At 38.4% G+C, this 12,622-nt stretch carries 18 protein-coding genes and 1 pseudogene; 17 read left to right on the forward strand and 2 right to left on the reverse strand.

Annotated elements, in window-relative coordinates:
• The 12 genes and pseudogenes from WKH56_RS15070 to WKH56_RS15125 all read left to right on the forward strand — a co-directional run.
• Window positions 1-783 (forward strand): hypothetical protein (locus WKH56_RS15070; protein ID WP_342836057.1); only part of this gene is annotated, 783 nt, incomplete at its 5' end.
• 6 nt (window positions 784-789) lie between these two features.
• The gene (locus tag WKH56_RS15075) at window positions 790-1,485 is read left to right on the forward strand and encodes a hypothetical protein (RefSeq protein ID WP_063247845.1); all 696 of its coding nucleotides are present in this window, start codon (window positions 790-792) and stop codon (window positions 1,483-1,485) included.
• Between the two features lie 231 nt (window positions 1,486-1,716).
• Window positions 1,717-2,097 (forward strand): annotated as a pseudogene (locus WKH56_RS15080) (T7SS effector LXG polymorphic toxin); the annotation flags it as partial.
• 408 nt (window positions 2,098-2,505) lie between these two features.
• On the forward strand, window positions 2,506-2,943 hold the full coding sequence (locus WKH56_RS15085) for an AHH domain-containing protein (protein WP_230683484.1): 438 nt from the start codon (window positions 2,506-2,508) through the stop codon (window positions 2,941-2,943).
• Window positions 2,940-3,428 carry a hypothetical protein gene (locus tag WKH56_RS15090; protein ID WP_048019165.1) on the forward strand — a complete coding sequence of 163 codons (489 nt, stop codon included), beginning with the start codon at window positions 2,940-2,942 and terminating at the stop codon, window positions 3,426-3,428. The genes WKH56_RS15085 and WKH56_RS15090 overlap by 4 nt, the downstream gene beginning before the upstream one ends.
• A gap of 222 nt (window positions 3,429-3,650) precedes the next feature.
• Window positions 3,651-3,974 carry a ribonuclease toxin immunity protein CdiI gene (gene cdiI / locus WKH56_RS15095; protein ID WP_230683483.1) on the forward strand — a complete coding sequence of 108 codons (324 nt, stop codon included), beginning with the start codon at window positions 3,651-3,653 and terminating at the stop codon, window positions 3,972-3,974.
• A 156-nt stretch (window positions 3,975-4,130) separates the two neighbouring features.
• Window positions 4,131-4,643 carry an ankyrin repeat domain-containing protein gene (locus WKH56_RS15100; RefSeq protein WP_048019166.1) on the forward strand — a complete coding sequence of 171 codons (513 nt, stop codon included), beginning with the start codon at window positions 4,131-4,133 and terminating at the stop codon, window positions 4,641-4,643.
• Window positions 4,634-5,092: an antitoxin YezG family protein gene (locus tag WKH56_RS15105; protein ID WP_048019167.1), complete on the forward strand. Its 459-nt coding sequence runs from the start codon at window positions 4,634-4,636 to the stop codon at window positions 5,090-5,092. Before WKH56_RS15100 ends, WKH56_RS15105 begins: the two co-directional genes overlap by 10 nt.
• 76 nt (window positions 5,093-5,168) lie before the next feature.
• Window positions 5,169-5,681, forward strand: coding sequence for an Imm6 family immunity protein (locus WKH56_RS15110; protein WP_063247846.1), 513 nt, complete (start codon window positions 5,169-5,171; stop codon window positions 5,679-5,681).
• 66 nt (window positions 5,682-5,747) lie between these two features.
• Window positions 5,748-6,278, forward strand: a complete 531-nt coding sequence (locus WKH56_RS15115; protein ID WP_048019169.1) for an ankyrin repeat domain-containing protein — start codon at window positions 5,748-5,750, stop codon at window positions 6,276-6,278.
• Window positions 6,279-6,332: 54 nt separating this feature from the next.
• Window positions 6,333-6,827 carry a hypothetical protein gene (locus WKH56_RS15120; protein WP_029322197.1) on the forward strand — a complete coding sequence of 165 codons (495 nt, stop codon included), beginning with the start codon at window positions 6,333-6,335 and terminating at the stop codon, window positions 6,825-6,827.
• A 27-nt stretch (window positions 6,828-6,854) separates the two neighbouring features.
• The gene (locus tag WKH56_RS15125; RefSeq protein ID WP_033579200.1) at window positions 6,855-7,367 is read left to right on the forward strand and encodes a hypothetical protein; all 513 of its coding nucleotides are present in this window, start codon (window positions 6,855-6,857) and stop codon (window positions 7,365-7,367) included.
• A 34-nt stretch (window positions 7,368-7,401) separates the two neighbouring features.
• Here WKH56_RS15125 and WKH56_RS15130 read toward each other — a convergent pair whose 3' ends face one another.
• A complete protein-coding gene (locus tag WKH56_RS15130) occupies window positions 7,402-8,277 on the reverse strand; it encodes a glycerophosphodiester phosphodiesterase (RefSeq protein ID WP_063247847.1) in 876 nt (291 codons plus the stop codon).
• A 268-nt stretch (window positions 8,278-8,545) separates the two neighbouring features.
• Here WKH56_RS15130 and WKH56_RS15135 point away from each other — a divergent pair, with 268 nt between their 5' ends.
• From WKH56_RS15135 to WKH56_RS15150, 4 genes are all read left to right on the forward strand, one after another.
• The gene (locus WKH56_RS15135) at window positions 8,546-9,265 is read left to right on the forward strand and encodes an endonuclease V (protein ID WP_063247848.1); all 720 of its coding nucleotides are present in this window, start codon (window positions 8,546-8,548) and stop codon (window positions 9,263-9,265) included.
• Window positions 9,266-9,359: 94 nt separating this feature from the next.
• Window positions 9,360-9,953 carry an undecaprenyl phosphate transporter UptA gene (gene uptA, locus WKH56_RS15140; RefSeq protein WP_098249550.1) on the forward strand — a complete coding sequence of 198 codons (594 nt, stop codon included), beginning with the start codon at window positions 9,360-9,362 and terminating at the stop codon, window positions 9,951-9,953.
• A gap of 134 nt (window positions 9,954-10,087) precedes the next feature.
• Window positions 10,088-10,372, forward strand: a complete 285-nt coding sequence (locus WKH56_RS15145) for a DUF3219 family protein (protein ID WP_063247850.1) — start codon at window positions 10,088-10,090, stop codon at window positions 10,370-10,372.
• A gap of 14 nt (window positions 10,373-10,386) precedes the next feature.
• On the forward strand, window positions 10,387-11,382 hold the full coding sequence (locus WKH56_RS15150) for an LLM class flavin-dependent oxidoreductase (protein ID WP_063247851.1): 996 nt from the start codon (window positions 10,387-10,389) through the stop codon (window positions 11,380-11,382).
• Between the two features lie 17 nt (window positions 11,383-11,399).
• Here WKH56_RS15150 and WKH56_RS15155 read toward each other — a convergent pair whose 3' ends face one another.
• Window positions 11,400-12,362, reverse strand: coding sequence for an aminoglycoside phosphotransferase family protein (locus WKH56_RS15155; RefSeq protein ID WP_342836058.1), 963 nt, complete (start codon window positions 12,360-12,362; stop codon window positions 11,400-11,402).
• Window positions 12,363-12,409: 47 nt separating this feature from the next.
• Here WKH56_RS15155 and WKH56_RS15160 point away from each other — a divergent pair, with 47 nt between their 5' ends.
• The gene (locus WKH56_RS15160; protein WP_034269118.1) at window positions 12,410-12,607 is read left to right on the forward strand and encodes a hypothetical protein; all 198 of its coding nucleotides are present in this window, start codon (window positions 12,410-12,412) and stop codon (window positions 12,605-12,607) included.
• Window positions 12,608-12,622: the final 15 nt, after the last annotated feature.

Below are 12,622 nucleotides of genomic sequence, written 5' to 3' on the forward strand. Positions count from 1 at the left end.
AAAACGTATAACAACATCCTAGACAGCAGTATGCCAAGACTCATGCCAGATCTTGTGCCGGCAGGTCCAGCGCTTGCCCAGCAGACGGTGAGAGAGACCTTGCAGAATGTGAAGCAGCAGACGATGCAGATGGTAACGAAGGTGAAATATTATCCGAATCGCAACAGCTACCGTGGACCTGGCGGCAGGTTTATGTCAGAGAGTGATGTTAACAAGCTGGGTGATGAGGTTGAGGTTGAGACGGTTTGGAAGGTTGACGAGCCTGTAAAAGTAGAACGTGTGAGTGAACGTCCGATTCAAAAGAATACTAAGGGTACGGATGAAGTTAGTGGTGTGAGATATGGAGAAAGAAAGATATCTGCTGAAGTTAGTAAGAAGTTAAGGGCTTCCTCACCTACTAAAAAAATACAAGATGATGTAAATAAGAATATTGATGATTTAATAGGTACTCCTGATCCAGCTCTCCCTGGCAAAACAATAAATGGAAAATTACATGCAGATCACATTGTTCCGTTAGCTAAGATAAGTAGAATGGAGGGTTTTGAAATCCTCACTTATGAACAACAAAAAGCAATCGCCAATTACAGAGAAAATTTTATTGGATTGACTGAGACAGCAAACAAATCAAAAGGATCCAAATCATACCAGGAATGGACAATATATAAAAAAGAAGGGATCCTGGTTAATCCGAAATTTAGAGAAGAAATGATATTAAAAGAGAGAAAATTAGAGAGTGAGATTCAAGATATAATAGATGAATTTAATAAATTCAATAAGGAGTGACAACTAATGGATAAAATATCTTTTTTAAGACAATATAGAAAAGAAGTGGAACTAGTACACTTTGATAAAATAAAGAGCATTAGAGAGGACGAAATACCAAGTCAATGGTTAGAGATTGTTAGGGAAGAAGATAAGGATATTAGAGTAAGAAAAACTTTAGCTATATGGAAAAGTTTATTCAATAAAGAGTTGAGCAACACAATATTATACCTGTCAGAAAATTTGTTGGATGTTGAATTAATCTTAGATAATGGTAAATATGCGATTTTATATAGTATAAAGGATTCTCAAAGTGGTTGTATGTATTATGAAGGTGGTTTACCCACTAGTAATATAGAGAATCCTACTTTAAAAAATGTTTGGCAAGATGTACCTGAAAAATTGAGGAGTTTCTATGAAAATATACATGACGGCTTTTATTATTTTTCAAGCAGGGCAATGGGATTAGTATCATTAAATCATGTTACATTCTCTGATGACGATGAATGGGGAATTATTGATGATCTAGAACAACCATTAGAGATTAATTTGACTACAACATTTAGCTTCTTTGAAAGTGGAATGGGAGGTTATGTAGCCGTCGATTTAGAAAATTGCAGCAATGATAATGCTACGATTTGGTTTACAAATGATCAGCCGGACTACGGTGTTAACTTTTGGGATGTTACAGATGAGTGGTTAGTCATTGGGTTTGAAGAGTAATTAGTAAGATTATAATGACAGAGAAAAGATAATGGCTCTTTTAAACAAAATCAAACAGAATTATAATGTTGTAGAATGAGTGAATAAATAAAAAAGATGCTTAGCGTATTAGTTGAGCATCTTTTTTTATCTAATTAATTTTGATATAGAATAAATCTAAGCATTTGTCTGTAACATGTATTTCAAAATTGTCAATGGGTAAAGTTTTTGTTTTAAATAGTTACTGTTGATAAAAAACTTTCTACCTCACAGCGCGTCGCAGCAGGAGCCATGGCAGCAGCCGGCTTCATTCCGGTTGTCGGCTGGGTAGGAAGAGCCGCAAAAGGCGGAAAAGCCATCTACAAAACGGCTAAAGGCCTAAGCGCAGCGGATCACGCCTTAGACGCCTACAAATCCGCTAAATCCTTCAAAGTCCTAGAGCAAACCGAAAAAGGCCTTTACGGTCTTGTGGCCGCAAACGGGCTAGGAGAATACATGACCGGACGCGACATGTTCGGGAATAAAATCAGTGAAGAACAGCGTAAAGCAAGTCTTCTGCAAGCATTAGGAATTGCTGGAGCTGGGGCGCTTTCTACGAAGGTAGCGGGGAAAATGGGACAAAGCCTTGCGACCAAAGGAACCGAAAAGCTCAACAACATGCGCAACACGCTTCGCACAAGCGCCGTTGCCAACGTCACAAAGCAAGCCTACCAAAGCGTCAAAAACGCACCGGCCTCTTGGACACAGTCGCTACATAAAACGTATAACAACATCCTAGACAGCAGTATGCCAAGACTCATGCCAGAACTTGTGCCGGCTGGTCCAGCACTTGCCCAGCAGACGGTGAGGGAGACCTTGCAGAATGTGAAGAAACAGACGATGCAGATGATTGAAAAGCCTGTAAAAGCAGAGCGTGTGAGTGAACGTCAAATTCAAACGGGTACTAAGGGTATAGATAATGCTAATAGACTTATTCCAGGTACTCCTGGAAACCCTACCTCAGGAGACCCAACTAAATTAGGTAAAAACTTACTAGAGTCAATGGGGTTACCTCGCTCTAAAAGTTGGAAAGGTTATCAAGCACAACATATAATTCCTTCTCAATTAAATAAACATCCAGTTATTAAAAAAATTGGAATGGAAATGAATGACTCTACAAACGGTATATTTTTACCTATACCTTCTGACGATGTTAGTAGTCTATCTAGACATAGAGGCTTTCATAGCGTTTATAACAATGTTGTAAGAAAACAGCTTGATAAAATGGATGTTAATCAAGATATAGCAGTGTTAGAAAAACAAGTATATGAACTACAACAAAAGCTAAAAAAGGGAGTGGAAAATGGATTACCGTTATATAAGACTAAAATAAATAATATCGAGGAATTTTACAAAAGTGGTAAAAATAAAAAACTGCCTGTTTGGAACAGAGGCGGTGGAGCAACCGAAGAGTTATGGGAAAGGTGGTTATCTAAATGAAATTTGGTGAAAACACTCAATTAGTAGAAGAAGTAATGGATTTTATTCGTAATGATAAGATGTTTAATAAGAATAACTTTCATGTAAATAACTTAGAGGTAATAAATGATTTCAATGAAGCCCAAAACCTTGCCTGGTCTCAGGACTCAAGTGAAGTCGATACTGTATGGGAATATGTTAAATCACAGGAAGCAGAAAGTATTGTTGAAAAGGTATATGATTTGGATTTAGTAACTCAGCAAGATGATTTATATGATTTTTTTAGTGACCATGACAATTACTCGAATGACTTTCTTCCTTTTGATTATATTGATATTAATGAGGAAGTTGAGGGAGACCTCACGATGTGTGCATTAAATCGATTAGTTAATGGGAAAACAGATAATTTTTATGAAAAAATCTTTGAAGTTTATAAGCAAGGAGGTTGGCCTTGTGGGTGGAAGGGGACATACCCTATTGGTGAAATTATTGTGTATGTGCCTTAAATTAAATGAATTTCAAACCTTGATGGCAAAGTGCCTTTCAAGGTTTCTTTTTTGTGGTAGGGCCACCTAGTGACTCATAGTTCATTTTTTATTCAGAGAATATAAGTAACTCCTTAAATCCCCATATTATGTTTTTACGAATTATATAGGACGTACAACACCTTTTAAACGTATGCCCTATTTATTCTTTATTTTGTTAAGCAAATAACCACAATATCATTAATAAGTTTTTATAGCGCTTTATCAGATGAAAAATTTTTAAAAGTCTTACACTATTTTTCAGAGGAAACTGGTTATGGAAATGAGTACCACATTTGTACATTTTCAGGTGACTTAGAGCCGTGGGAAGAGGGTTATGTTGAAAACGGAATTGAATTTCTAGACGGTACGGGTGACACTGACAAAAGTGTTATTGTCGATTATGAAACGTTTTTAACTTACTTGCACAAAATCTGCCGCGTATATATTGAAGATCATGCCCATGATAAAGAAAAAGTGATGGCTCTTTTACATAAAATCAAACAAAATCATAGTAATGAAGACTAGTAGGAGTATATAAAGAAGCAACGAATGGAGTCTTGCTATAGAGAACAAGCTTTCCACACTACAGCGCATTACACCAAGCAGAGAGACGATATAATGGAAGTGCTGAAGTATATTGGAGAGGATTCTACAAGGTAGAAAGTAAAGGGAAAACGAAAAATGGAAATAACTCAAATGACAAAAGCTATTAGAGGTGCTATAAAAGGTGGTCACTTAAATAAGGTAAGAGACTTATTTGAGAAAGAACCAGAAATGTTAACATGGATCACACCTTTTGGCACATGGCTACATGTAGCGACAGCTCATGGTCATTTAGAAATTGTACAATACCTTATTCGTGCTGGAATAGATGTTAATGCACAAGGAGGAACTTTTTCTACCAATGCCTTAGAAAGAGCGGCTGCAAAAGGACATATAGATATTGCTAAGTATCTTATTAACCATAATATTGAAATTGATATCAGTGAACCAGATAGAAATCCGCTGTTTGCTGCCATATATAACGGTCATTTTGAGATGGTTAAACTGTTAGTTGAGAATCATATTAATATATCGATTACATACTCTGGTGAAAACATAAAAGAAATGTATGCTTACACATTTGCGATTGAACGAGGACAAATAGAAATTGCTGAATATTTAAAGCAGAAGGTGGACAGTAGATGGAATTAAAGCTTAATAATATTTATCAAAAGGTGGCCGATAATTTAAAGGAAATGATACAAGAAGACTGGCGAGAAATCTATTTGTATGCAGAAGTAGGAGAAGGTTCTCAAACAACGTATTTCTTTTATTATCCAAAAGGAAGCGATGAACCTATATATAGTCATGATATACCTGAACTATTTGAGGTGTCAGAACAGAGCTACTTAGTGTTATTAGACAAACAGTTAGAGTGCTTTCGTGAGTTGTTAGATGTATTTATAGAAAACAAGCAGGAGATATGGACAAGTTTAACTTTGCATTTAGATCATGATGGGAAATTTGAGATAGACTACGGGTATGAAGATATTCTTACTGTTGACCCGTATGAACAACAGGTGATTTGGGAGTATAAGTACTTGGGGATTATTTCAGAAGATGAATATGATAAAAAGATCATAAAAAAATTTCTTTCCTAATCATAGAAAAGCAAAAGATATATAGACGGAGGAGTTAAGCTCATCATAGTGAGAGAAGTGGAAACGGAGTTTAAGAATGACTAATGCTAATTTCAATAGTTTAACAGAACATGATAAAGTGATATTTTTTCTGGCACTTTCAGAAAAAGTAGTACCGGTACTTTCTCGTACGGAAGATCAAATTTCAGCTCGGAAAGTTATATGTAAATGCTGGGAATGGTTAAAAGACAAAGAAAATAGTGGAGATACTCTTTATGAATTATTAGATCACGAGGAAAATGGTATCACAATAATTCAAGAGACGTCAGATAATAAAACAGATGTTATAGCCTGGGACTGTATTATTGATGCAGTTGCCTATACTAGTAGAAAAGCATTTGAAAGAGAAGGCGTGGAATATTATCCCGAACCCATTGCTTTAGTTAATGATAAATTAGTAGAGCATTTTATAAATGGTTTTGAAAGATGTATAGAGAATGCGGATAGTTACATAGAAAGATTAACTTCTTTATTAAATGATGATAAGAATAGGAAAACAGTGAATGATCTGCGAACAAAAGTCTTAAAAGAACTACAAGTACGACAGTGAAGTTCACTGACCACAACTATTTAAAAGTAAAAACGGTAGAAACAGCTAAATTAAGGGGGATATGCTTTGGAGAAAAACAGTGTCAATAAAGCAATAAGAAATGCAATTAAACGTGGTGACATTAACTCAGTCAAAGAATTAATAGGTAGTAATAAAGCAATTCTACACACCATGACTCCATTTGGTAGCTGGTTGCATATAGCAGCAAAAAAAGGACAGATGGAAATAGTAGAGTATCTAGTGCATAAAGGAATCGATGTAAATATAAAAGGGGATATATTTGATGCTTCTGCCTTACGAGTGGCAGCAGGTGAGGGGCATGTAGAAATAGTACAGTACTTAATCCAATCTGGAGCAGAATTAGATGTAAGCTCAGCAAAAAGAAATCCATTATTCGCAGCAATTTACGGTGGTCATAAAGAGGTAGTTGAACATCTAGTTGATCAAGGTATAGATATTTCCGTTCAATATACCGGTGAGAATATTAAAGAGATGGATGCGTACCGATATGCTAAGGAATTTGGACAAATAGAAATTGCTGAATATTTAAAACGAAAGCTGAATGAAAAAGTACAAAAGAGAGTGCTTAAAGATTAATTAAATCGTATATAACAGGCCACAAAGCTAATAAAAGCAAGGAGGGTCCATCTCATACTAGAACCCATATATGCTGAAAACGTAATTGTCGGAGTAGTACATAAAAAGCAGTTTCAATGGTATGTGACCGATCGAGAGCTATGGTATTTGGATTATGTAAAGTTTGCACAAGCTTTTGAAAATGAAGGTGATTCAGCGGTTAATGAATACATCGAACCTGAACGAAAAGGGATCGAAGTTCTCAGCAATGAAAATGCTGAGCTTTTTTTAAAACGTATAGAGTCGTATCAAGCAGATACAACTACTCTTTTAAAGCTGTTTGAAGATAAAATAGAAAGCGTAGATGAAGAAGACGTATTAGATTTTAGCCCTTCGTTTTTGGTGGATTTTGATCAAAAGACGTTTTACTCACTGTTTCCTGAGCCGGCTTCATTTGAAGAATATGTTCCAAGCGATTGGAAAGGAACGTATAAAGACTTTACAGGTTTGATTCCAAAAATAGAAAAGTATTGGGTAAATAAGGACGGAGAAAATTTATTTGAGCTGTGAAAGCAAACAGGGCATGGAGGGATAATGTTGTTTCGTGTTCAAACATTCATTAAGCGTCCAGGTATTTTGATTACGGATTTATCATCTCTATATGAAAAGGAATCGCACTATTTTATCGATATATCGAACGAAGAAGAACTCATTCGTTACGGTAATCAGTTTGATTTTACTTGCCTTGAAGGAGCTATTAAGCTTGAATACTACGGTGAGCCGCTTCTTGATGCATCTGCATGGGATGTTATAGATGGGATGTGGCTTTATTTGTTGGATGCAATGGAGAGTTTAAAAGAGACCGGATATGGAGAGATGAATTTTCCAGATCAACCGTTAGTATTAACCTTAAAATCGGCTTCTGAACAGTTTGTACTGTATACCTTGCATACATCTCCTCCTGTAAAAGCAGTGCTTCCAAAACAAGACTTTTTTATGGTGGTGTTAGGAGGAGCGGAGCAGTTTTTTAAAACGATGGAGAGATGTTTTAAAGGGAACTTTCGGTATTTCAGTGAAATCAAACGTATCGAAGCGTTAAAAAGGCAGTAAGGAAGACGAGGTTACTAGTAAAAGATTACAGGAACTATGGCCACATTGTGACGGCAAGTGTAATTACTCGGCGTGCGCTTCCTTTTTCGAGCTGTTGTCCGATAGCACTTGATGTTTGCACCCAATTCACTTCATCAGGATAATTTGTAATCACTCCGTCACTTTTTGTTTTCCACAAAAATGAAGCGGTAAGCCGCTTGGTTCCAGACCACGGTGATATTTTCATTCCGGCAGAATGGACTTGGTGGATAAGAGCAGGCGTTAGGATGTCATAAGACGGGTTAAAGTAAGTGGCAAAAGCGGCGAATTGCTGGATTGAATTTGGGCTTGCGTCTCGCTGTGAAGAAGTTAGTATGCCTATAGGAACGTTTGGGAGAAGCTCATGCATTTTTTTCATGGATGAAACGTTAAAAGACTGAATGATAACGTGATCGAGCTGTCGCTTGTTGATTTCAAAAGCTACTTTTTTTTCAATTCCAGGATAAAGTTCCGGCGCTTTTAACTCTATTAATATACCGATTTTTCCTTGAAATTCATCTAATACTTGCGAAAGAGTTGGAATTTTTTCATTCGTAAAAGAATCCCCTTTCCAGCTTCCTGCGTCCAAGCGCTGAAGCTCCGCGTACGTTAACTCTCGAATGTGTCCGCTTCCGTTTGTCGTTCGGTCTACGGTACGGTCATGCATAATAACGAGTACACCGTCTTTGCTTTGCTGCACGTCAAGTTCAATGTAATCCGCATTCATTTCTAGCGCTTGGTGAAAAGCAGCCATTGTATTTTCAGGTGCGTAGGCAGAGGCTCCTCGGTGCGCGATATTTGTGAGTTTTTCTTCCGTGCGTGCAAAAGCAGAAGAGGCGATTGAACAGCATAACAAGGCGACGGCGCTTAAACCAGCTAAATATTTTTTCATCACATTTCTCTCCTATGCGTTGGTATAGAAATAGCGTAACGAAAAAATGTGATGCTGATATAGAGGAAGTGTGTAGAAAACGTTGACATTTCGTAAAGAAAAATAGGGATTTTTTCATGATGATGTTTACAAAAAATGCGTAAACGAATAGGAATTTTAATCAAACGTTAAGGAAACAGCGCTATAATAGAAGGTGTGAAAAAAAGAATAGGAATTTCTTAGAAAATAGTTGTATAATAGGTGAGTCAGTCAATGAAAGGAATGGAACATGGATATTCAGTATATACATACGTTTACGATGCAAACGAAAGAGGAGTGCCGGACGCTTCAGCAAAAGCTAAAAGCACAAATTGATTTAACATCAGGCGTCAAAATGACGCATATACATAACTGTGCTGGTGTTGATGTTGCGTATTGGGAAGAAAACGGCATATCTTACGGAGCTTGCAGCATTGTAGTGGTTGATTATCAGACGAAAAGCATTGTGGAAAAAGTGCACAGTGTAGGAGAAGTAACGGTTCCTTATCTTCCTGGGTTTCTAGCTTTTCGAGAGCTTCCTTTAATTCTTGAAGCGGCTAAAAAACTTCAAATAGAGCCCGATGTGTTTTTATTTGATGGCAACGGATATTTGCACTACGAGCACATGGGAGTAGCCACACATGCTTCGTTTTTTCTCAATAAACCTACCGTTGGAATTGGGAAAAGCTATTTAAAGATCAAGGGACATGATTACGTTATGCCTGAAGATACAGCAGGCGCTTATGAAGATATTGTGATTGATGGCGAAGTTTATGGTAGAGTAGTAAGGACAGCCAAAGGGGTAAAGCCTATTTTTCTGTCGTGCGGAAACTATATTGATTTGGACATGTCATATCAGCTTATGATGCATTTTATTTCAAAAGAAAGTAAGCTTCCGATTCCGGTCCGCCTAGCGGATCTGCATACGCATGAGCTGCGGAAAAGGTACCGGCAGTCAACGGGGAAGTAAGCTGTTCATAATGAGTTCATAGTTTCCTTTTATACTGATGGTTGGAATATAGTAGTAGTGTAAAATTATTAAAGAATGAGTAAGGTGATTAAAGGTGAGTTCATTTATTACGAGTATTTTGGATTTTTTAACGAGCCTTGGCTATTTAGGTATTGCGCTCGGCTTAATGATTGAAATCATTCCAAGTGAAATTGTACTAGCCTACGGGGGGTATATGATTTCTAAAGGCATGATTAGTTTTCCTGGAGCAGTCATTGCCGGAATTATTGGCGGAACGATTGCACAGTGGTTTTTATATTGGATTGGAGCCTACGGAGGACGTCCGTTTCTTCAAAAATACGGCAAGTACTTATTTATTCATGATAAGCATATCGACCTTGCGGAAAACTGGTTTAATAAATACGGCGCGGGCGTGGTTTTCTCCGCTCGTTTTGTCCCGGTTGTTCGACATGCGATTTCGATCCCTGCAGGTATTGCTAAAATGCCGTTTTGGAAGTTTACGTCTTTAACCGTGTTAGCGATGATTCCTTGGTCGATTTTATTTATTTACTTAGGCGGAAAGCTAGGCGAGAACTGGGCGAACATTGAAGACGTAGCAAGCAAATATACGCTTCCGTTTGTAGTTGCGGCATTTGTGATTATTGTTCTTTATTTCGTATTCAAACGCACGCGTACAAAGCGCGTATAAGATCGTTTTTGGACTACAAGCATGGCGAAAAGCCATGCTTTTTTTGCATGCGCAACCAGAAGCTCTTTTATTTGCTCATGACTTCTTCAAGTGCTATTATTTTTCATACGCACTAAAAAAGGAGACGATTTAACGTGGTACAAGAAATTGTATTAAATGATATGCCTATTCAAATTTACAGCTATGAACAAGAAATTGTAAAAGGCAAAACAAAAGTTTCAGTTGATTTTAAAGTAACAAGTGAGGAATATCATGATATTACTACACTTTTATATAAAGGTACTTTTCATGTAAATGTCCCAGAAGAAGATCTGGATTTCCAAGGAACGATTCATCAGTACTCTACGTCTTTTACAAATTTATATGAAAAAGGCCAGGTAGGGGATTTCTCATTAAGTTTAATTGAAGTGAACGAATAAGGAGCAGATGTGTGATGAAAGTAAGTATACTCGACCAATCGCCCGTTTCATCCCATCAGACCCCAGCGGAAGCGTTAGAAGCATCGATGCAGCTGGCCAAAGCGGGTGACAAGCTTGGCTATGAGCGCTACTGGATTGCAGAGCACCATGATTTGTCTGGACTTGCCTGTTCGGCTCCTGAAGTGATGCTTGGCTATATCGGCGCACAAACTAATAGAATTCGAATTGGATCGGGAGCGGTGCTGCTGCCTCACTACAAGCCGTATAAAGTAGCGGAAACGTATAACATGCTCGCAACGCTGTTTCCAGGGCGCGTTGATTTAGGGATTGGGCGCGCGCCGGGTGGATCGGCTGAAGCAACAAATGCGCTATCGGATAACTTCTTGCAGCAAGTATTTAAAATGCCTGAACTTGTTGAAGAGCTTCTGCAGTTTTTAGACGATAAATTTCCGGCTGAACATGAATACGCCAAGCTTTCAGCTTCGCCGCTTCCACCTGTCTCTCCAGAACCGTGGCTGCTTGGCACAAGTAAAAAAAGTGCCGAGCTCGCTGCTAGAAACGGAATGGCCTATACGTTTGGACAGTTTATGAGTGAACAAGACGGTTCAGCTATTATTGATCAGTACAAGCAGGCTTTTCAGCCAAGACGGAGCGGGAATCAGCCCTATGCGATTGTCACTGTATCGGTCATTTGCGCTGAAACAACCGAGCAAGCGCATCGCATCGCAACGAGCTCACTTCTATGGAAAATTCAGCAGGATAAAATGGAAGCAAAAGGCGTGCCTTCTATTGAAGAAGCGGCCAGCTATCCGCTTACAGAAGAAGAAGAGAAAAAAATGAAGAAGATGAAAGAAGCTATGATTATCGGAAACCCGGAAGAAGTACACGTCCGTCTTCAAGAAGTTCAAGCACGCTACGGAGCGGATGAACTCATGCTTGTCACCATTACGCATGATCCGGCTGAACGATTAAAATCATATGAGCTTGTCGCAGAGAAATGCAAAAAATAAGAGCCAAATGTCGGCTCTTATTTTTTATGCCCGTAATAGTACTCAAATAAGTGCTGAAATGCTTCTATAGCACGTAAAAAAGAAGCGGCGTCTTGGCGGTCTTCTATTAACCAGCACGTGGCTAATACAGAATGAGCGTATCCCCACAGTAAAATGCGTTTTTTACTTACGTTCAGTTCTTTTACAAATATATTGATTCGATGGTCAATTGTCTCTGCTACGTTTGTCTTAGGCAGATGATTTAAAAGAAAAGGGATAATTTCGTACTCTTTTTCTCCAATCAACCCTTTTGGATCAATTATTTTCCACGCTTCACCAGACTGTAAGATGTTATCATGATGCAAGTCTCCGTGAAGCAAAAAAAGCTGCTGAGAAGTCCGGTTTAATTCAGAGAAAACGGATAGCGCGTGTTGAAGCGTTTCGGAAGAAAGAAAATCAATGCCGCTTGGATACATTTGTGTATACTCTCGAAGCTGCTTCTCTCTTTTAACGGCTGTTTCTTCGATAGTGGAGTCTGATTGAGGCATGCGCCACAGAGATTTCATGAGCCCAGCAGCGATTAACGCAGCTTCTTCTTTAGTTGATAAAGAGGAAAGCGGGCATCCGGGAGATAGCTTTTCAAGCAGTAGAATGCCTTTTTCAGCATCGCTGTCCACTATTTTTACCGTGTTCTCAACAGCTATTGCTGTCAGTGCTTCTTGCTCATGAAGCAGCTCTGAAGGCTCTACAAAGAGTTTTACAACTAGTTCGCTTCCATCTGCTTTGCGCGCAGGAGCAACAAAGTGGTAAGAAAGAGGGAAGTGACTGTGAATGGTGATATGCCATCGCTGTTCGCAGTAGCGAATCAGCTGAGGAAAGTCAGTTAGCCACTTTTGGCCTTTATGAGAGTGAAGGTGAGTAATTGTATCACAAAATGTTTGAGGCAACGTATGCATGCGTTTATCTCCTTTGTCGTTTCCAATTTTTTCTGATAAACTCATCATATACAGCCTACATAGAATCTGTAAAGAAGGAGGAGATCCTATATATGAAGACAAAGAAGGTGAAATCCCCTTGGGCTCTCGTTGGGTTTCCGGTTTATATCATTGGATTTTCACTTTTACTTGCTGAAGGCGCACCGGAATGGGTAGAAACAGTGAGTAAAATCATGATCGCTCTTGGAATCATTTTGCTTATTATTGCAGGAATTGATCTTAAAAAACGAAAAAAATCAGCACAGGCCTAAAAAACTGCCGTTTGG

Source organism: Priestia sp. SB1, assembly GCF_038898415.1.